This window comes from Streptomyces sp. NPDC085900 (assembly GCF_044540925.1).
In the GTDB taxonomy this organism is placed as follows: domain Bacteria; phylum Actinomycetota; class Actinomycetes; order Streptomycetales; family Streptomycetaceae; genus Streptomyces; species Streptomyces gilvifuscus.
Map to the genome: position 1 here is coordinate 122,624 of NZ_JBITSP010000011.1, position 19,605 is coordinate 142,228.

The 19,605-nt window shown below is 73.1% G+C and carries 17 protein-coding genes and 1 pseudogene; 6 read left to right on the top strand and 12 right to left on the bottom strand.

Features of this window, described 5'->3' with window-relative positions:
* The first annotated feature begins 81 nt into the window (after positions 1 to 81).
* Both ACIGDI_RS32385 and ACIGDI_RS32390 read left to right on the top strand, forming a co-directional pair.
* On the top strand, positions 82 to 2,037 hold the full coding sequence (locus tag ACIGDI_RS32385) for a YncE family protein (protein WP_399904103.1): 1,956 nt from the start codon (positions 82 to 84) through the stop codon (positions 2,035 to 2,037).
* 55 nt (positions 2,038 to 2,092) lie between these two features.
* Entirely contained in the window at positions 2,093 to 2,818 is a 726-nt protein-coding gene (locus ACIGDI_RS32390) for a DUF4328 domain-containing protein (RefSeq protein ID WP_399904106.1), read from the top strand.
* A 13-nt stretch (positions 2,819 to 2,831) separates the two neighbouring features.
* Here ACIGDI_RS32390 and ACIGDI_RS32395 read toward each other — a convergent pair whose 3' ends face one another.
* A complete protein-coding gene (locus tag ACIGDI_RS32395; RefSeq protein ID WP_399904109.1) occupies positions 2,832 to 3,731 on the bottom strand; it encodes a hypothetical protein in 900 nt (299 codons plus the stop codon).
* Positions 3,732 to 4,088: 357 nt separating this feature from the next.
* Between ACIGDI_RS32395 and ACIGDI_RS32400 the strand changes: the two are divergent.
* Positions 4,089 to 5,626: pseudogene (locus ACIGDI_RS32400) on the top strand (alpha/beta hydrolase).
* Positions 5,627 to 5,800: 174 nt separating this feature from the next.
* Complete coding sequence (locus ACIGDI_RS32405) at positions 5,801 to 6,937, top strand: sugar ABC transporter substrate-binding protein (protein ID WP_399904111.1); 1,137 nt, start codon at positions 5,801 to 5,803, stop codon at positions 6,935 to 6,937.
* 53 nt (positions 6,938 to 6,990) lie between these two features.
* Here the strand turns inward: ACIGDI_RS32405 and ACIGDI_RS32410 are convergent, their stop codons facing one another.
* Positions 6,991 to 7,821: an SAM-dependent methyltransferase gene (locus tag ACIGDI_RS32410; RefSeq protein WP_399904114.1), complete on the bottom strand. Its 831-nt coding sequence runs from the start codon at positions 7,819 to 7,821 to the stop codon at positions 6,991 to 6,993.
* A gap of 18 nt (positions 7,822 to 7,839) precedes the next feature.
* On the bottom strand, positions 7,840 to 8,136 hold the full coding sequence (locus tag ACIGDI_RS32415) for a zinc-ribbon domain-containing protein (RefSeq protein WP_200702342.1): 297 nt from the start codon (positions 8,134 to 8,136) through the stop codon (positions 7,840 to 7,842).
* A 160-nt stretch (positions 8,137 to 8,296) separates the two neighbouring features.
* Between ACIGDI_RS32415 and ACIGDI_RS32420 the strand changes: the two genes are divergently transcribed.
* Positions 8,297 to 9,358: an alpha/beta fold hydrolase gene (locus ACIGDI_RS32420; RefSeq protein ID WP_399904117.1), complete on the top strand. Its 1,062-nt coding sequence runs from the start codon at positions 8,297 to 8,299 to the stop codon at positions 9,356 to 9,358.
* On the opposite strand, the gene ACIGDI_RS32425 is transcribed toward ACIGDI_RS32420, so the two are convergent.
* The 9 genes from ACIGDI_RS32425 to ACIGDI_RS32465 form a co-directional block, all read right to left on the bottom strand.
* The gene (locus ACIGDI_RS32425) at positions 9,345 to 10,730 is read right to left on the bottom strand and encodes a hypothetical protein (RefSeq protein ID WP_399904561.1); all 1,386 of its coding nucleotides are present in this window, start codon (positions 10,728 to 10,730) and stop codon (positions 9,345 to 9,347) included. The two genes, ACIGDI_RS32420 and ACIGDI_RS32425, sit on opposite strands and share 14 nt — an antisense overlap.
* Positions 10,731 to 10,917: 187 nt before the next feature.
* Complete coding sequence (locus ACIGDI_RS32430) at positions 10,918 to 12,270, bottom strand: S8 family serine peptidase (protein ID WP_399904120.1); 1,353 nt, start codon at positions 12,268 to 12,270, stop codon at positions 10,918 to 10,920.
* A 170-nt stretch (positions 12,271 to 12,440) separates the two neighbouring features.
* Positions 12,441 to 12,653 (bottom strand): ferredoxin, encoded by a 213-nt coding sequence (locus ACIGDI_RS32435; protein ID WP_272176464.1) that lies wholly within the window; start codon positions 12,651 to 12,653, stop codon positions 12,441 to 12,443.
* Positions 12,650 to 13,966, bottom strand: coding sequence for an NADH-ubiquinone oxidoreductase-F iron-sulfur binding region domain-containing protein (locus ACIGDI_RS32440; protein WP_399904123.1), 1,317 nt, complete (start codon positions 13,964 to 13,966; stop codon positions 12,650 to 12,652). Before ACIGDI_RS32440 ends, ACIGDI_RS32435 begins: the two co-directional genes overlap by 4 nt.
* Before the next feature lie 323 nt (positions 13,967 to 14,289).
* Complete coding sequence (locus ACIGDI_RS32445; RefSeq protein WP_399904126.1) at positions 14,290 to 14,979, bottom strand: ferric reductase-like transmembrane domain-containing protein; 690 nt, start codon at positions 14,977 to 14,979, stop codon at positions 14,290 to 14,292.
* Entirely contained in the window at positions 14,976 to 15,935 is a 960-nt protein-coding gene (locus ACIGDI_RS32450) for an FAD:protein FMN transferase (RefSeq protein WP_399904128.1), read from the bottom strand. Before ACIGDI_RS32450 ends, ACIGDI_RS32445 begins: the two co-directional genes overlap by 4 nt.
* Positions 15,932 to 16,321, bottom strand: a complete 390-nt coding sequence (locus tag ACIGDI_RS32455) for a hypothetical protein (RefSeq protein WP_399904131.1) — start codon at positions 16,319 to 16,321, stop codon at positions 15,932 to 15,934. Before ACIGDI_RS32455 ends, ACIGDI_RS32450 begins: the two co-directional genes overlap by 4 nt.
* Before the next feature lie 81 nt (positions 16,322 to 16,402).
* Complete coding sequence (locus ACIGDI_RS32460) at positions 16,403 to 17,791, bottom strand: sensor histidine kinase (RefSeq protein WP_399904134.1); 1,389 nt, start codon at positions 17,789 to 17,791, stop codon at positions 16,403 to 16,405.
* A complete protein-coding gene (locus ACIGDI_RS32465) occupies positions 17,788 to 18,510 on the bottom strand; it encodes a response regulator transcription factor (RefSeq protein WP_384816827.1) in 723 nt (240 codons plus the stop codon). The genes ACIGDI_RS32460 and ACIGDI_RS32465 overlap by 4 nt, the downstream gene beginning before the upstream one ends.
* Before the next feature lie 289 nt (positions 18,511 to 18,799).
* On the opposite strand from ACIGDI_RS32465, the gene ACIGDI_RS32470 reads away from it, so the two are divergent.
* Positions 18,800 to 19,564: a GAF and ANTAR domain-containing protein gene (locus tag ACIGDI_RS32470; protein ID WP_399904136.1), complete on the top strand. Its 765-nt coding sequence runs from the start codon at positions 18,800 to 18,802 to the stop codon at positions 19,562 to 19,564.
* Positions 19,565 to 19,605 lie beyond the last annotated feature (41 nt).

The window sequence follows — 19,605 nt, forward strand, 5'->3', positions numbered from 1 at the left end:
GTCGTGCCCGGGCGCCGCGCGGCACTTTCGACCACCCGGTGCCACACCGGGTTCTCTCGGGGGGGTATCAGTACTGTGCGCATGCGCAGCATCTCGACCGCGACGGCACTCGCGGTCCTCTTCGGCTCGGCGGCGCTCGCCGTCGGCGCGGCGGGACCGGCCGCGGCCGACTCCGCAAAGATCCTGCCGGTGAAGTCGGTCGGCGACATGGTCGTCGACGGCGTCCACAAGGTGGTGTACATCTCCGACCCGGCCGGCGGGAAGATCCTCGTCGCCGACTACTCGGGCACCGTCCGGGCGACCCTGGCGAACGAGCCCGGGGTGACCGGTCTGGCGCTGTCGGCCGACTCCGGCACGCTGTATGCGGCGATCAAGGGCGAGAACCGGATCGTCACCGTGGACACCCAGACGGTGACCCCGGCCCTGAGCTTCTCGCTGGGCGCGGCCGCGCCGCGCGACCTGGAGGTCGTGGACGGCCGGATCTGGTTCTCCTACGACTCCGACCTCGGGTTCGTCGACCCGGCCGGCGGCGAGACGGCGGTCCACCTCGACCAGGCGCCGGGCGATCTGTCGGGCCAGGTGCACCTGGGCGCCGACCCGTCGGCACCGGGCGTCCTGGCGGCCGGCGACGGCAACACGCTGGCCGTGTACGACGTCTCGGCGGACGGCGCCAAGCTGCGGGTCAAGGGCAGCCTCGACTCCGGCGGCAAGCAGGTCGACGTCACGCCCGACGGCAAGCAGGTCCTGACCTCCTGGGGCAGCGGCTACGGCTTCCCGGCGTACTCCACCACCGATCTGAGCAAGGTGACGGACTACCCGGGCAACGCCTACCCGAACGCGGTGTCCGTCGCCCCCGACGGCTCCGTCGCCGGCGGCTCCTTCTCCTGGTACGACCCCGACGTGCACGTCTTCCGGCCCGGCGGCACCAAGCCGGTGCGCGAGTACGACTTCCCCAACACCGGGAACAGCAGCGGCTCCGACACCCTGGTGGACGCGGCCCTGGCCTGGGCGCCGGACAGCAGCAGGCTCTTCGCCGTCTCCGAGAACGACGGCGGCGTGTACACCCTGCGGGCGCTGACCGACCCCACCAAGGAGCTGCCCACCCTGAAGGTGTCGGCCCCCACCAAGGCGGACCGGGCCAAGAAGCTCACCGTCACCGGGAAGCTGACCTCGATGACGGCCCTCCCGGCGGGCACGAGCCTGAAGGTCACCCGCACCGACCTGGACTCGCCGAGCGGCAAGACTTTGGCCGCCGTCGCGACGAAGGCCGACGGGAGCTTCTCCTTCACCGACACCCCGCCGGCCGGCGGCAAGGTCACCTACAAGGTGTCCTTCGCGGGCGACGCGACCCACGCCGCTGCCTCCGGCTCCGGCGCGGTCGAGGTCTCCCGCGCCACGCCCGCGCTGACGCTGAACAACAACGGCAAGCTGTACGCGTACGGCAAGGACGTGAAGTTCACGGCCCACCTCGGTTCGACGTACAAGAACCGCACGGTGGAGATCTGGGCCAACCCCTTCGGCAGTGACAAGCCCAACAAGCTCGTCAAGTCCGGCCGGGTCGACTCCCACGGCAACCTCTCCGGCACGGTCGACATGACCCGGGACACCGACGTCACGGCCGTCTTCAAGGGCGACGCCCGCTACAAGCCGAGGACCGTCAAGGTCACGGCCTACGCGAAGGTGAACGTCTCCACGGCGATCACCAAGCACTACAAGAAGGCCAAGATCGGCTCGCGCACGTATTACTGGTTCCACAAGAACACGTCGCCGGTCGTCACCACGAGCATGACCTACTACCCGGGCCGCCGGCAGCGCCTGGAGCTGGAGGTCTACTACGCCGGCCAGTGGTACCCGGTCGACGGCAGCCCCCAGTACTTCCAGCTCGGCACGAACGGCAAGTCGGCCGTGAGCCTGGGCGCCGCGGGCGAGTCCGGCATCAAGGCCCGGGTGCGGGCGGCGTACATCAACGGCTCGTCCGGTGACACCGTCAACAGCTCCACCTACACCGGGTGGAAGTACATCTACTTCTCCAACTAGCGCACGCGGAGTGTCCTCCTGGCGGTCGTGAGCCGGGGTCCGGGAGGATGCCCCGGTGAGCGACCACATAGCGACACCACCTCCCGCCTCCTCTCCCGCACTGCGCCCGGTCCGCACCCCGGCCCGGCTGACCGCCGTGGCGCTCGGCCTGGCCGGTGCGGCCTGGGCGCTGCGGGCGGTCTGGGAGATCCGGCTGGCCGTGACGGGGGAGCCGGCCTCGGGGCCGCCGGACCAGGGCGGCGGCGAACACCGCCCGCTGACCTCGCTGGAGAACGGGTACCACCTGATCAGCAGCGCGGGCGGGATCACCGCGGCGATCTGCGCGATCCTGTTCGTCGTCTGGCTGGACAACGTGCGGGACAACGCGCGCGAACTGTCCGGCAGGCGGCCGCGCTACTCCGGCTTCTGGCTCTACGCGGGCTGGCTGATCCCCCTCGCCAACCTGTGGATCCCGCGCCGCATCGTCGCCGGCGTCCACCAGGACAGCGCACCGGGCGAGCGGCTGCCGCGCTCGCTGAACGTGTGGTGGGCCCTGTGGCTGCTCGGCATGTTCGGCGGCGTGGGCCTGATGTACGCCGACGACACGGACGAGGTCATCGCCCGTGCCTACACGGATGTGTGGGTGCTGCTCGCGGCCGATGCCGCCGTCGTCGGCGCGGCGGTGGCCGGCGTCTTCGTCGTCCGTGCCGTCACCGCCGTACAACTGCGGTACGCGGACGGTCGGTTGCAGTACGGAGGGGCGGCGGCCGGCCCCGACTCCGCGGGCGGTGAGGCGGCTTGAGCGGGCGGGCCGCTCAGCTCACGCACACCAGGCCGAGCAGGCAGATGCCGGACGGGGACGTCGACGCCGTCGAAGTGCCCGAGCCGGAGGTGCCCGTGGACTGAGAGGTCCCGGAGGTGTCCGAGCTTCCCGAGGTGGACGTCGAGGACGAGGAAGAGGACGACGAGGACGACGTCGAGTCCGATGACGAGGTCGAGTTCGACGTCGTGCTCCCGCCGGCCGACGAGGAGGTCGACGACCGGCCCGACGTCGTGCCCGAGCCGCCGCCGGCCGCCGTGGAGGTCTGCTGCGTGGAGCCGGTCGCGGTCTTCGTCGAGGGCGTGCCGGACACGGTGTAGGGCTGTGTGCGCGCCGAGTCGGTGTGTGTCGCGGTGGCGGAACGCTCCTGCGTGACACCGCCGTTCGTGGACGACCCGGATGCCGTGGTGTCGGGCTTGCGGTGCTTGCCCGTGCCGGCCGGCGGCAGGACCGCGTCGCCCTGGTCCGGGGTCTCCGCGACGCCCATGCTCGTCACGTCCGGCGTCTGCGAGGCCTGGGTCTGCTGGCCCGAGCCGCCGCGGTTCATCGCGGAGACGGTCAGTCCGCCGCCGACGAGTGCGACGGCGGTCGCCACGACGGCCCGCCGCTGGTTCTTCCTCCACCGCTCCCGCTGCCGGCGCCGCGCTGCCCTGCCCTCCCGCGTGGCCACCGGGTCCTCGACGTCGGCGTCACCGCCGACGGGCTCCGGCTCGTCGTACGAGGGGGCGGAGGCGGCGTGCTCCCGCACCGGCTCCGGCCAGGCCGCCGTGGCGGCGGGAGCGGCGACGGCACGGCCACCGTGGGGCAGCGGAGCGATGTCCGGGGCGTAGGCGCCACAACCAGGGCACACCAGGGCGCCGTTGAGGTGCCGGCGGCACGAGGAGCAGTAGTCCATCCGCTGTCATCCTGACGGTTCGGCGTGTCGCTGTTCGACTTTTCGCATGGGGGATCGGGCGGGTCGCAACGGTAACGATGGTTTCGAAAGACTGTGTGGGCCCTGTGTGGTGCTCCTGCGCGGATTCTCTTCACACTCCCCACCCGGCGGGTGAACGGCCAGGTCAGGACCGGCTCTTCCGGATGCCGTGCGAGCCTGTGGCCTTGATCACTCATCGGGGCGTCGGACGGCGGCGGTGGGGCTGTCCCCCGCGCCGCGGTGGCGTCGGCACCATCGGCGAACCGGCTGCCGGCCGGAGTGAACGCGGCGCGGCGCGTGCCTAGCGTGGTGGGCATGGCCACCCCCCTCAGCACCTTCATGCCGGGAAAACGCGCGGGTGTGGCGGCCCTGTTGGCCGCCCTCGTCCTGACCGTCGCTCCGGCGGCCGCAGCCCTGCCGGCCGCGGCGGCCTCCGACCCCCTCCTCCGCTACCACCACCAGCGCCTCACCTGGAAGAGCTGCCTGCGGGGCCCCGAAGACGCGTTGGGCAAGGAGCTGGAGCAGGCGGGTGCCCGGTGTGCCGATGTGACGGTTCCGCTGGACTACGGCAGGCCCCACGGCCGTACGGTCACCGTCGCGATCTCCCGGATCCGCGCCACCGACCGCGCCCACCGCGTCGGCGCGCTGCTGCTCAACGGCGGCGGCCCCGGCGGGCAGACGATCGGGGACCCGCCCTGGGTGCGGCAGGCGATGAAGGACGTCGGCGCGCGGTACGACATCGTGGGCGTGGACCCACGTTTCGTCGGCCGCAGCACTCCGCTGGACTGCCACTGGCGGACCGGATCGGCGTTCCGCTCGGCGGGCGTCGACCGGGCCGGCTTCGAGCGCACGGCCGCGTTCTCGGCGGAACTGGCCCGGCGCTGCCGGACGTACGCCGGAGACCTGCTGCCGCACGCCACCACCCGTGACACCGCGCGCGACATGGACGTCGTGCGGGCCGCGCTCGGCGAGCGGCGGATCTCCTACCTGGGCTACTCCTACGGCACGTACCTCGGCCAGGTGTACACCTCGATGTTCCCCGGCCGCACCGACCGGGTCGTGCTGGACGGTGTGATCTCCCCGGACCGGTACGGTCCCGGCTGCTGCGCGGCGTGGAGGCGGCCGACCGGCACGCCCTGGAGGGCTGGGCGTCCTGGGCCGCGGCCCGTGACACCACGTACGGCCTGGGCCGCACCCGGGGCCGGGTGCTGGCCGCCGTGGACCGCGTGCAGGCGGCCGCCGCCCGCTCCCCGTTGCGGATCGGCGCCCATCGGGTCGACGAGCACGTGGTGCCCGTGCTCGGCCTCAACGGCCTCTCGCAGGACAACGCCTCCGCGTACGGCGACCTCGCCCAGGGCGTACGGGACCTGCTGCGCGCGGCGGACGGCAGGCCGGTCGCCACCCCGTCCCCGTGGCTGGCCGACGCGCTCGGGTTCGAGCTGACCGGGGCGGAGTCGGCGTACGGCAGTGTCCAGACGTCGATCCTGTGCGGCGACGTGGCCGCCCCGCGCGACCCGGAGGTCTACTGGCGCGACGTGCAACGCGCCCGCGCCCGCGACCCGTTGTTCGGACCGGTTGCCAACAACACCAATCCTTGCGCCTGTTGGGACACGCCCCGCGAGAAGCCCACGACGATCCGGGCCGACCTCCCCGCCCTGCTGGTCAACGCCACCGGGGATCCGCGCACCACCTACGAGGGTGCCGAGGCGGTACGCCGCAGGTGGCCCTCCTCGCGCCTGGTCACCCTGCGCGGCGCCGACCAGCACGCGGTGTTCGGCGTCTACGGCAGTGCCTGTGCCGACGCGGCGGTCGACCGCTACCTGGCCACCGGACGGCTGCCGGAGCGGGATGTCACCTGTCAGGCGCCGCCGAGGTAGGGTCCACCCACCCCTCCGCCACAACCATCCGAACCCCCGCCCGGATGGGGAGATTCCGTAGAACTGTCGAAACGACAACCGGATGTCTTGACGTGACTCGCGGGCACCGTTTGGCTACTCAGCTACCTGATGGCCCTTTTGCACCTCGCCCGCTCGCCCGGAAGGCACCTGTAAGTGAACGCTCCAACCCCCCGTAGATCCACCGCGGTTCGTCTCGCTCTGCCGCTCGTCGCCGCCACCTCGGCCCTCTCGCTCACCGCGTGCGGTGCGATCGACGCCGTGGGCGGCGGTGACAGCTCCGCAGCTCCGAACCGGCGCAAGGACATCAAGGTCGGGCTGCTGCTGCCGGACAAGGAGACCGCCCGCTTCGAGAAGTTCGACTACCCCCTGTTCAAGCAGCGCGTCGCCTCCCTCACCAGCGGCAAGGGCGAGGTCGTCTACGAGAACGCCGAGGCGAGCGCGGCCAAGCAGAGCAGGCAGATCGCGGACCTGGTCGACCGCAAGGTGGACGTGATCGTGCTGGACGCGGTCGACTCCAAGTCCATCGCCACGGGCGTGCGGAAGGCCAAGGACGCAGGTATCCCGGTGATCGCCTACGACCGGCTCGCGCAGGGGCCGATCGACGCCTACATCTCGCACGACAACGAACTCGTCGGCGAGGTGCAGGGGCGCTCGATCATCGAGGCGCTGGGCGACAAGGCCGGCACGAGCAAGATCGTGATGATCAACGGCTCGCCCGCCGACCCGAACACCGCCCTGTTCAAGGCCGGGGCGCTGAGCGAGCTGAAGGGGCGGGTGGTCATAGCCAAGTCCTACGACGTGAACGAGTGGCTGCCCGCCACGGCGAAGGCGGACATGCGCAAGGCCGTCCAGTCCGTCGGGCTGAACGGCATAGCCGCCGTCTACTCGGCCAACGACGGCATGGCGGGAGCGGCCATCGACGCCCTGAAGGAGGCGGGGGCCACCAAGCTGCCGCCGGTCACCGGGCAGGACGCCAACCTGGACGCGGTGCAGCGGATCGTCGCCGGCGAGCAGAGCATGACCGTCTACAAGTCCTTCCTGCTGGAGGCGACGAACGCCGCGGAGATGGCGGTGGCCAAGGTGCAGGACCGCCGGATCGCCTTCGACGCGCTGACCCAGGACTCGGTCGACAGCCCGACGAAGAAGGACATCCCGGCTCTGCTCGTGCCGGTGGTCGCCCTCACCAAGGACAACATCAAGGAGACGGTGATCAAGGACGGCGTCTACACCGTGAAGGACATCTGCACGTCCAAGTACGCGGCGGACTGTGCGGCCATCGGGCTGAAGTAGGGCCTGCTCCCGGGTGCGGAGCAGGCCTTCCGCGGCCGCGGTCGGGCCGTCCCTCAGCGGTCCTTGCGGGCCACCCCGCCGTAGATGCCGATCGGCGGAGCGCCGGCCTCCGGCGGTTCCTGCGGGCGCCAGTCGGGGACCAGCACCAGGCCCGGGTCGACCAGGGTGAGGCCGTCGAAGAAGTCCAGGACCCGGGCGTGGCTGCGCGGGTTCATGGTGGCGGTGGCGTTGTTGTAGACCTTCACCGCGTCCGCGCGGCCGTCCTCGTGGATGTCGACGGTCGCGTGGGACAGCACGAGGTGGGAGCCGGCCGGCAGGGCGTCGAGGAGGGTGGCGACGACGGCGTCCGGGTCGTCCGCCTCGGTGAGGAAGTGCAGCACGGCCAGCAGCAGCAGCGCCACCGGCCGGTCGAAGTCGAGGACCCTGCGCACGTCCGGGTGGTCGAGGACGGCGCGGGGGTCGCGCAGATCGGCCAGGACGACGGAGGTGTCGGTGTCGTCGTCGTCCAGCAGCGTCCGTGAATGGGCGCTGACGATCGGGTCGTTGTCGACGTAGGCCACCCGCGTCCCCGGGGCGACGGCGCGCGCGATCTGGTGCACGTTCGGCTCGGTCGGCAGGCCCGTGCCGATGTCGAGGATCTGCCGGACGCCGCCCTCGGCGACGACGTACCGGACGGCGCGCTCCATGAACCGCCGGTTCGCCCGGACGGCCGCCCGCACCTCGGGGGCCGCCTTGATGAACCGCTCGGCCGCCTCCTGGTCGACCTCGTAGTTGTCCTTGCCGCCGAGGAAGTAGTCGTACATCCGGGCCGGGTGGGGTCTGCTCGTGTCGATCACGAACGGCTGGGTGCCGCCGGCGCCGTCACCGCCGTACGGAGAGCTCATCTTCGCTGACACCGTCCTTCACTGCTGGTAGGGGTTCGGCTGCTGCTGCGGCTGCCCGTACGCCGGCCCGCCCTGCCCGGCGGCGGCCTGCGCCTGCAGCTGTTCCGCCTGCTCCTTGGTCACCCGCTGCTCGGCGCCGCAGAAGGTGCACTGCGTCGCGTACTTGGTCGAGATCGGGAACAACGGAACGAAGAACAGCGTGAACTTCGTGACGCGCTTGCGCAGCGTGTGAGCGGAGGGGTTGCCGCACTGGCCGCATATGAGGGTGAGGATGGCGAGCTGGTAGAGGTACCCCTTGGTGCCAAAAATGATCATGGGGAGCATCCTTCCGGAACGAAGCCTGTCGGCACAGGCTACGGCCGCTCCGGGCCGCTTCGGGCTGCCTCGATTGCGTCACCGGCTTGACCGGTGACGCGGTGCGTGCGACAGTCGGTCCGCCAACAAGTCGGCGACACGGCCGTCCGGAGGGATTCGCATGATCGACAGGCGTGGTTTCGGCAAGGTCCTGGGGCTCACGACCGGCGCGGCCACCGTCTCGCTGACCGGCCTGCCGGGTCTGCCGGGCGCACAAACCGCGGCCGCGGCCACGGGCGACACGGCCGCGGGCGGGCACACCGGCTTCCCGCGGCTGAAGCGGATCAGGGCCGGCCTGCTGGACGTCGGCTACGCCGAGCTGGGCCCGGTCCACGGCCCCGCCGTCATCTGCCTGCACGGATGGCCGTACGACATCCACAGTTACGTCGACGTCGCCCCGCTCCTGGCCGAACAGGGCTACCGCGTGATCGTCCCCTATCTGCGCGGCCACGGCACCACCCGCTTCCTGTCCGCGCGGACCTTCCGCAACGCCCAGCAGTCGGCGATCGCCCTCGACGTCATCGCCCTGATGGACGCGCTGAAGATCGAGCGGGCCGTGCTGGCCGGCTTCGACTGGGGCTCGCGCACCGCCGACATCGTCGCCGCGCTGTGGCCCGAGCGCTGCACGGCCCTGGTGTCGGTGAGCGGGTACCTCGTCACCGACCGCGAGGCCCAGCGCGCACCGATCGCGCCGCAGGCCGAGCACAACTGGTGGTACCAGTACTACTTCGCCACCGAGCGGGGCCGCAGGGCCATGGAGGACCCGGACCTGCGCCACGACCTGACCCGGTTCGTCTGGGACACCGTCTCCCCGACCTGGGACTTCGACGACGCCACCTTCGAGCGCACCGCCGCGGCCTTCGACAACCCCGACTACGCGGCCGTCGTCGTCCACAACTACCGCTGGCGCCTCGGCCTCGCCGACGGCGAGCGCCGCTACGACGGACTCGAGCAGCGCCTCGCCGGGCGGCCGACGATCGGCGTGCCCACCATCACCCTCGACCCCGAGCGCGACCCCTTCACCGCCCCGGGCGGGGGCTCCGCCTACCGGGACAGGTTCACCGGCGCCTACGAGCACCGGACCCTGACCGGCGTCGGCCACAACGTCCCGCAGGAGGCGCCCACCGCCTTCGCCCGAGCGGTCGTCGACGCCGACCGCCTCCGACAGGTCAGTTCACGGTGAAGTAGTAGTCGTACGGCGCCAGTCGAAGGCCGGAGCCGGTCGTCGCGTACACCATGAGGTCGTGGTCGCCGGCCGCGGCCGGGGTCCAGTCGAGGCTCGCGTCGCCGTCGGCGGCCGCGGGGACCGTGACCTCCGGGTCGCCGTTGAAGGAGTACGTGTAGCTCACCACGTCCTTGACCTTCGGGGCGAGGGTGAACGTGCCGGGGACGCCCGCGCCGCCGCCGGAGCCGTACTCGGGGTAGACGTCCGAGGCGACGGTGGGCGTGGTGTCGTAGGAGACGCTCCACGTGGCCTGGTCGCTGACCCAGCCGTCGGCGCTGTTGCTGCTCACCCACAGGCCCTCGCCGTAGAGGCCGTCCAGGGTGAGGGTCACCCGGGCCGTGCCGTCGGCCGCCGCGGGGACCTCGACGGTCCTGTCGTCGGCGCCGCCGGTGGTCTCCACCGAGTAGCTCACCACCGGGCTCTTCGCCTGGAGCGCGGGGTCGGGGGTGAGCGTGAAGGTGGCCGGTTCGCCGAACTCGGGCGAGGGGTCGGACGGGGTGACGGTGGGCGCGGTGGAGCCGACGCGGAAGGTGTAACTCGCGGTCGCCGAGCCGTTGTAGGCCCGGTCCAGGCTGCGCACCCACAGGGTCAGCACCCCGGAGCCGCGCGGCGGGACCAGGCTGAGCGTGGCCGAACCGTCGGAGGAGTCGGCGCGCTTGAAGTACCGGGTGTCCTCGTACGGGTCGACGGGGTGCGGGATGCCGTGGTCGCCGATGCTCGTGCCGATGACTGGCAGGTCCTGCTGCCAGGAGAACTCGTAGCCGCCGACGTCGTCGACGCCGTTCGCGCCCAGCTTGAACTCGACCCGGTCGCCGCCCTGGTTCCACACGTCCGGCGGGTAGTTGGGCGAGGTGACGGTGGGCGCGTTCGCCGGGCGGGTGTCGTCGATCGTGACGTAGCAGGGCGCCGACCAGTCCGAGGCCGCGCTCCCGATCACGGTCTGCGCCTGCCAGGCGTACGTCTGCCCGTCCGCGAGGGCGTCGGCGGGCAGGGTGGCCGGCGCCTCGAACCCGGTGCTCGCGTGGTCCCGCGTGACCGTCGTGATGTGCGTCGGATCGGTGACCGGCCACGCCTGGTACCGCACGCCCACCGAGGGGTTGCCGCCCGGGTCGGTCGTCCCGGGGACGCCCTCGACGACCAGGCCGATGCCGGCCCACAGGTAGGTGGGGCGGCCTGCGTCGGCCGAGCAGTCGCGGTTGCCGTTGAAGAGGTGGGTCGGCGTGGTCGGCGTGCCGGTGGCGGCGCTCGCGGGCGACACGGCGGCTGCCAGGGCCAGGCCGAGGGTCCCCAGCGAGGCGAGGACGGCACGCGAACGCGCGCCGATGGACATGGTCAAGTGATCCCTCCCGTTCGGATGCCCGCGGCCGGTGCCCGGATGGGAACTGGCGTGCGGGCGGCGAACGGATCGTATGAGGGTGTCGCCCCAAACCGCATGGCAATTAAGGCAGTTGGGGCGGCGGGGGGCACGGGAACGGCCCGGGTGGGGACCCGGGCCGTTCGTGTGCCGTTGTCGGGCGTCAGCCGTGGCGGCTCGCCTTGGCGAGGGCCGGGACGAACTTCAGGGCGTCCACGGTGCCGACGCCGGTGGCGAGGTCGTAGCCGTTGACGGCCTTGTAGCCGGTCACGCCCTCGTAGCTGTTGTTCGTGCCGTCGTTGACGTCGACGATGCCGTTGGCCTTGGCGTGGTGGGCGTACAGGCCGTACAGCGCCTGCTGGATGTTGCCCACCCGGTGGCCGGCCGCCTGGTCGGCGAGCGCCACGATGCCCGAGAAGAGCGGGGTGGCCTCGCTGGTGCCGCCGCTGACGTCCCAGCCCACGGCGGTCGGGTCGTAGCTGGAGTAGATCCAGGCACCGCCGTTGACCGCGGCGGACATCGAGACGTCCGGGGTGCCGCGGCGGGCGCCGACCTTGCTCTTCACACCGTTCTGGAAGGACGGGCGGGTGAAGACGTGGGACTGGCCGCCGCCGCCGGAGCCGTAGTCGTTGTAGACGCTGTCCGGCTTGACGCGCTCGCCCTTGTCGTTCAGGTGCAGCTGCGTGCCGCCGATGGAGGTGACCAACGGGTCCGAGGAGGGCCAGGAGTTGACGCGCTTGTTGTAGTACGTCTTCCCGTCCAGCTTCAGGTCGGTCGCGCCGCCGTCACCGGAGGCCGCCAGCACGGTCACGTGCTTGCGGTTCGCGTCCTGGAACGCGTACCGCAGCTTCTTGATGCTGGAGAAGTCGCCCTTGTCGAAGCCGGGGAAGGTGTTCTCCGTGGCGCCGAAGCTCTGGCTGATGACATCGCCGACGTTGTGGTCGATCAGGTACTTCTCGGCGTCCATCATCTCCGGCAGACCGGTGGTGCCCTCGGTCTCGGAGACGGCCGTCTCTACGACCACGATCTTGGCGGCGGGCGCCACCGCGTGCGCCATCTCGACGTCCAGGGTGGTCTCGCCGGCCCAGCCCGTCATGTCGGAGTTCTTGGGGTCGAAGGCGGGCACGTGGCCCCACTTGACCACCTTCACCTTGGTGCTCGGCAGCCCGAACTGCTTGCTGTAGACGTCCAGGTCGTGCTGGACGGTCGGCGAGCCGTAGGAGTCGACGATGACGATCGTGCGGCCCTTGCCCGTCACGCCCTTGTGGTACAGGGCGTTGAGGTCGTACGCGGTGCGGTACTGCAGCGGGGTGTAGCAGTTGATGTGCCACTTGGTCTGGCACTGCTCGCTGGTCAGCGGGCTGCTCACGCCGTGGACGAGAGTGTGTCCGGCGACGGCCGGTACCGCCAGGGTGTGCGGTACGGCGGCGGGTGCGGCGGTCCCTAGAGCGGTGACCGCGAGGGCGGCGACGGCCGTGGCCGACGCGACGCCCAGCCCGGTGCGGGCTATGTGCATGAATCCCCCTGCGATTCGAGGTCTCACGAAAAGTGATCGCGGTCATATGAGGTGATCGCGAATGGTCTTCGCGCATCCCATCGAATGGGTCATGCACAGTTCAAGGCCGTTGAACGGACGATGCCGAACCCTTTACCGGGCGATGGCCGGAGCGGGCACCGATGTGACCTTCACCGCCCTTCCCGGTCCGCGTGCAGGGCCAGGACGGGGCACGCGGCGACGGCACGGCGGGCATGGGCGTGCAGATGGGAGGGGATCGCCGTCCCCTTGAGGATCGGGTAGCCCCACTCGTCCAGATCGACGAGTTCCGGCAGGAGTTCGGCGCACAGGCCCTGGCCGGTGCAGGTGGCGCGGTCGACGCGGAGGGTGCGGGTGCGGGTCATCGCCAGGTCTCCGGGGGTGTGGCCGCGGGGACGGACAGCCGCGGCGGGCGCCGGGCGCCGGGGCAGGTGCCGTGGGTGAGGTGGTGGTCGACGTCGTCGGCGAAGCACTCCAGGGCGGAGGCGGCGAGGCGGGCCGCGCCGTCGGGATGACGGCAGGCCCCGCGGTCGGGCAGCAGACCGGTGCGCCGGCGCAGCCGCGACAGCAGGAAGGCGTCGGCCTGTCCGGCGGCCAGGGCGGCGAAGTCGTCGGCGACCGCGGGCAGTCCGAACCGGCAGGGACCGCACTGCCCGGCGCTGTGCGCGGCCAGGTAGGCGAGGATGCGGGCCGTCTCGGTGAGCCCGCAGGCGGCGCGCGGCAGGGCGACGAGCACGCCCGCGCCGGGCGCGGCACCCAGCCGGGCCAGGTCGTACCGGGTGAGCGGCGTGCCCAGGTGCTCGGCCGCCAGCCAGGTACCGGCGAAACCGCCCAGCAGCACCGCCCGCAGCGGCTCGACGGCTCCGCCGGCCCGGTCCAGGACCGTGGCGAGCGGCGTGCCGAGCGCGACCTCCAGGACACCCGGCGCGGCGACCGCCCCGGAGACGGTGACCAGCGTGGTGCCGGGCTCGTCCGGCGTGCCGGCCTGCCGGAACCAGCCGGGGCCGTAGCGGGCGATGAGGGCGAGGTGGGCGAGGGTCTCGGCGTTGTGGACGAGGGTCGGGCGGCGTCCGACGCCGCGCTCGTGACTACGCGGCGGGGTGCCGAGCGGGCGGGCCTCGCCGCCGTTGAGCCAGCGCACCAGCGACGTCGACTCGCTGGAAACGTAGGCGTGCGGCAGGGCGTGCGGGCGCAGGTCGACCTCGTCGAGACAGGCGGCCCGGCGCTCGTCGACGGCCCTGCGCAGCTGCCAGTACTGCGCCGAGCTTCCGCGCGGCACGCACAGGTGCACGGAGTCGGCGCCGATCGCCTCGGCGGCCAGGACGGCACCGTCGAGGACGAGGTGCGGGGCCACGGCGAGCAGGAACCGGTCCTTGTGGCTGGCCGGTTCGCTCTCCATGGCGTTGACGACGACCACGGGCCGCCCGCGTCCCGCCGCGACCGCGCGCAGCTTCTCGGCCGTCGGGAACCCGGCGCCACCGCGCCCGGTGAGCCCGGCCGCCTCCAGGGCCCGGATCAGCGGCCTGGACCGGTGGTTGCCGCGGGCCGCGGTGACCGGGGGCGAACCGTGGCGACGCAGGTGATCGGTCAGGTCGGCCGGACGCCCGGTGGCATACCAGCCGGACAGTAGCCGGGTCTCGGTCGCGGCCCAAGTGACCTGCTCGGCGGGCGCGTTCACCGGTCACCTCCGAGGTGCGGGACTGTGGTGAGGGTGGCGGGATGGGGGCGGCCGGACAGCAGCCGGGTCTCGGTCGTAGCCCAAGTGGCTCGCTTGGCGGGGGCGTTCACCGGTCGTCTCCGTGGTGCGGGGTTGTGGTGAGGGCTGTGGTGAGGGTGGCGGGTTGGAGGCGGGTCTCGGTCGCGGCCCAAGTGGCTCGCTTGGCGGGGGCGTTCACCGGTCACCTCCGAGGGTCGGGGTTGTGGTGAGGGTGGCGGGATGGGGGCGGCCGGGTTGCAGCCGGGATTCGGTCGCGGCCCAAGTGGCTCGCTCGGCGGGGGCGTTCACCGGCCACCTCCGAAGTGCAGGGCCGTGGTGACGGCGGCGCGCTGGGCCCAGCCGGGTTGCAGCGGGCCGGAGGCCAGGAACGCGGTGAGGACGACGGGTACGGCGCCCGCGCCGAGCGCGGCGGCCAGCCGCCCGGCGGCCCGACCGGGACCGGCCTTCGCCAGCCGCCACCACACGGCGCCGACCACGGAGACCAGGCACCCGGCGTACAGCCACAGCTGGAGGGAGAGGCGGGTGTCCGTGCCCGTGCCGGCGCCGTGGAAGAGGGCGAACGGCCAGGCCGCGTAGGCCAGCCAGTGCACCGCCTTCCAGCGCCGTGCCCCGATCCGCAGCCGCAGCGCGCTGGTCACCAGCACCGCCAGCAGCAGATCGAACGCGACCGTGCCGAGCCCGAGCCACAGCGGCCGGTAGGAGGCGGCGAACGGCAGCACCGTCACCGCCCACCCCAGGTGCACGAACGGGTCGAGCACCGCGGTGACCACGTGCAGCACGAGGAACACCAGGGTCAGGACGGACAGGTTGCGGTGCAGCAGGCCGATCTCGAAGCGGCCGATCGTGCGGGGCGCGGCCCGGCCGCCGGAGGCGATGCCGAGCACCACGGTGGCGGTGAGCAGCAGCAGCGACAGGGTGCCGCCGGCGCGGCTGGCGTACCAGAGCGGGCTGCCGACCAGGGCGAGGGTGGTCATCGGGGGCCTCCGTCGGGGGCGTCGAAGTCGTCGGGCGGCCAGCCGCCCAGTCGCAGGACCCGTCCGTCCGCCGCGACCAGCCGGGCCGGCAGTCCGGCGTCGCGCAGCCAGTCGGCGGCCGCGTGGCCCCGTACGACCGCCGCCGTGCTGGCGGCGTTGGCGTCCACGCAGGTCGCGGCGGCGACGGTGACGGTGCGCCAGACGGGGGCGGCGGGTTCGCCGGTGGCCGGGTCGACGATGTGGTGCACGGTGCGGCCGCCGCGGCGCCAGGTGCGCACCCGGACGCCGGAGGTCGCCAGGGCGCCGGCCGTCACGGTGACCACGGGGCTGTTGCCGGGCACCGGGCGGGAGTGGTCGTCGGCGAGCGCGATCCGCCAGCCGCCCTCGGGAGCCGGGCCGGCCACCGCGAGATCGCCGCCCAGGTTGACCACGACCCCGCAGCCGGCGGCGGCCGCGGCCCGGCGGGCGGCCCGGTCGGCGGCCAGCGCCTTGGCGGTCGCGCCCAGGTCGAGGGAGGTGTGCGGGGGCAGGCGCAGCACCGAGGTGCGCGGGTCCCACGCGATCCGGCGCCAGCCGGGGGCGGGCCGGAACACCGGCAGGGGGCGGGCGTCCTCGGGCCGTACGGAGGCGAACGTACGGTCGTAGCCGAGCGCGATCACCGCCCGTCCGACGGTCGGGTCGACCGCGCCGTCGGTGAGTTCGGCGGCCCTGAGCGCGGCCTCGAGCGCCTCGGCGAACCGCGGGCCGACCCGGACCGGTGAGCCCGCGGCCAGGTTGACCCGGCTGAGCTCGGAATCGGCCCGGAACCGGCTGCACGTCACGTCGATCGCCACCAACTCGTCCCGCAACACCTCTTCGGCGACGCCCAGCGCCCGCGGATCACCCACGAGCAGCACGGCGGTGGTCCCGAGAGCGGGGAACGCGACTTCGGCGGGCTGGGTCTTGGTCGGTGTCATGACGCGCCCGTCGTGGTCTGGGGTTGCTGCTGGGTGGGGGCGGGAGGCTGGGCGGGGGACTGGAGGGCGGGTTGGCGTGCTCCTCCGTCGTCGTCGCCCTCCTCGCCACCGCCGCCGTCGTCGCCCTCCCCGCCGGTGCGGTGGGTGGTCGCCGAGGAGGAGGGTGCCGCCGGGTTGTGGGCGGCCGGTCCGGCGGGGGCCGGGGAGGCCGTGCCGCCGGGCAGGACGTGGGTGTACACGGCGCCCAGGGCGGCGGTGCCGGCGACGGCCGCGGCGGCGATCCAGCCGGTCAGGCCGCGGATCCGCGTCAGCCCGCGATCACGGGCGCGCGCCGCGCCGGCGGACGGCACGGCCGACGGGTCGTAGTCGGGAGGCGGGTACGACATGGCAGCGGCTCCTGGAGGATCGGCGGCCCACTTTCGGCTGCGTGCATCTCCAGACTCCGCGGGCGGCCCCCTGGAATCCGCTCACCTCTCCTTCAGAACCGGTAAAGATCTCGGCCCCGTCGACTCCCGGGTCCACAGGGGCAGTTCCATTACGACGGTCAGCCCGCCCCCCGGTGTGTCCTCCAGCCGTACCGTCCCCCCGTTCACCGTGACCAGCCGGTGCACGATGGCCAGGCCCAGCCCGCTGCCGCGGGCCTCGGGATTGCCGAACCGGTGGAACGCCACCTCCTTGGCCTCCGCGTCCATCCCCGGCCCGTCGTCGACCACCCGAAGCTCGGCCGTCCGCCCCGCCACCACGCGCCGCGCGACGGTCACCCGGCCCCCGTCGTCCACGGCGTCCAGGGCGTTCGCGATCAGGTTGTCGAGGACCTGCTCCAGATGCCCGCCGCCCAGCGCGGCGGCCGGGGCGGGCCCGGCCGCGGCCGTCAGCCGCACCCCTCGCTCCTCGGCCACCGGCGCCCACGCGGCCACCCGTTCCTCCACCACCTCGGCGACCGGTACGGCGACGGGCCGGGGCGTGGTCTGCTCGGCGCGCGCCACCGCGAGCAGCCCGTCGACCAGCCGGGACAGCCGGGCGATCTCCACCTGCGCGGCGGCCAGCTCCGCCGCGGTCTCGCCCCGCGCCCCGGCGGCCAGCACGTCCAGCCGCAGCCGCAGCGCGGCGAGCGGGGTGCGCAGCTGGTGCGAGACATCGGCGATCACGGCCCGGTGCCCGTGCACCAGCGCCTCCGTACGCCCCGCCATGGTGTTGAACGTGGTGGCCAGCCGTTGTACCTCCGGCGGCCCGCCGTCCACGGCGGCCCGTTCCCCCAGGTTCCCCTCGCCCAGCCGATGGGCTGCCGCGTCCAGCGTGGACAGCGGACGGCTCACCCAGCGGGCGAGCCGCACGGACAGCAGCACGCACGCGGCGAGCCCGAGCGCGCCGATCCCGGCGGACCAGCCCCAGATGGCGGCGATGCGGGCGTCGAGCGGCGCGGCGGAACGGGCCAGGACGACGGCCCCCGCGGGCTGCCGCACGTCGCCGGCCGGCTCGGCGGCCAGCAGTCGTCCCTCGTTCTGCGGCGGTTCCGGCTCGTGCCCGGCGAGCACCCGCCCCACCAGCTCGTCGGCCTCCTCGCCCTGCGCGGCCTTGCAGGGCGTACTGGCGACCAGGCGCCCCGAGCCGTTGTACACGGCGGCGCAGTCGCCCGCCTCGGCCGCCGCGTGGAGCTCCTTGTCCATCGCCGCGGCCGACCGGTGGTCGGAGAGGTGCTCCTCGGCCGCCGCGGCGATCGTCCGGGTCGCCGCCTGCTGGTCGTCGCGGAAGGAAACCCGTTCCCGGGCCGTCATGAGCACCCCGAGCGGCACCACCGCCAGGACCAGCAGCACGGTGGTGAGGACGAGGAAGGTCAGGGCGATGCGCCGGCTCACGGCGGCGGCTCCCCGGCCCCTTCGGCGTCCGCGACGGCCCCGAGCCGGAAGCCGTGCCCGTACACCGTCTCGATCAGCCCCGGCACGCCGAGCTTGCGCCGCAGGGCCGCGACATGCACGTCCAGCACCTTGGTGGGGCCGTACCAGTGGGCGTCCCAGGCCCGCTCCAGGATCTCCTGCCGGCTCACCGTCCGCCCGGGATCGGCGCTGAGGCACTCCAGGATCCCGAACTCCTTCGGTGTCAGGGCGATGGGCCGCCCCTCGACCGACACCTGCCGGGTGCGCAGGTCGACGGAGAGCGGGCCGTGCCGCAGGATCTCCGGGCCGCTGGGGCGCCGGCGGCGCAGCACGGCCCGCATCCGGGCCATCAGCTCGGCCAGCCCGAACGGTTTGACCAGGTAGTCGTCGGCCCCCTCGTCCAGGGCCACCACCCGGTCCGCCTCCTCGCCGCGCGCGGTGACCGCGATGATCGCGGCGTCCGAACGGGCCCGCAGCCGCCGGCACACCTCGACACCGTCGATGTCCGGCAGCCCCAGGTCGAGCAGGACGACGTCGGGGGAGGGGGCCGCCAGGGCCGCCCGCCCGGTCCGGACGCCCTCCACCACGTAGCCGGCCTGCCGCAGGCCGCGCACCAGGGAGTCGGCGATTCCGCGGTCGTCCTCGACGACCAGCACCCGGGTCTCCTCGAAGGCGCCGGCGGCCTGCCCGTTCGTGCCCACGACCGCCTCCCGGCGCGCTGAGGTGCCCCACCTGCCAGCATCCCAGCCTGCGCGCCGGCCCGCACCGGCGAAAGGGGCCGTTCGTCCCCGCGGACGCTGAGATCGAGCGGGGACGGGTACCCGGCGGCCGTCCGAGGACGTGGATGCCCGGCGTGAGCGGAAGGGCGAGGAGTGGAAGAGCGGCTGGTCGGGTCCCTGTCATACGTCGCCGTACACGCCTGGTCGCCGCCCGTGTGTGCCAAGATCGGGCGAGACCGGTGCGCGGCAGGGCCGCGGGGAGGTGAGGGGCATGCCGGACGGCGATGTACTGGGCAACGGTGACGCCGAACGGGAGATGGAGATGGAGCGTGCCCGTATCGCCCACGAGCTCATCGCCGCGGTGGGCGGTCTGCGGCCGCCCGAGGTGCCCGAGGCGCTGTGCCGCGCCTGCTGCCGGCTGCTCCCGCTGGCGACCGGCCTGTCGGTGACGGTGGCCGGACACAACGACGGCACGGGCATAGTGCTCTGCGCCAGCGACCACGTCGCCACCCGGCTGGCCGACATCCAGTACACCCTCGGCGAGGGCCCCAGCACGGAGGCCGTCCGGCTGCGGGCGCCCGTCTTCGCCCCCGACCTCAACCGCCCTCCCGACACCCGCCGCTGGCCGCTGTTCTCCGTCCAGGCGATCAAGGCGGGCGCGCAGTCGGTCTTCTCGCTGCCGCTGGCCGGTGCCGGGCACGCTCTGGGCACCCTCGACCTCTACCGACGCGCGTCCGGCTCGCTGACCGGAGCCCACCTGCGCACCGCGCTGCTGGTGGCCGACGCGCTGAGTCTCGCCGTGATCGCGCTCGATCACGCTTCTCCGGCCCCCGAAGGAGTCGTAACGTGGCTGGCAGGTGCGGAGACGGACCGCGAGGAGGTGCACCACGCCACAGGAATGATCATGGTGCGGCTCGGAGTGAGCGCCGAGGAGGCCCTGCTGCGGCTGCGCGCCCGGGCCTTCGCCCAGGGACGCACCGCGACCGAGGTCGCCCGTGCCATCGTCGCCCGGACCATGGACCTCGGCGATGACTGAGGACACCAGGCGTCGGCGACAGCGCGCGACCACGAAGCCGG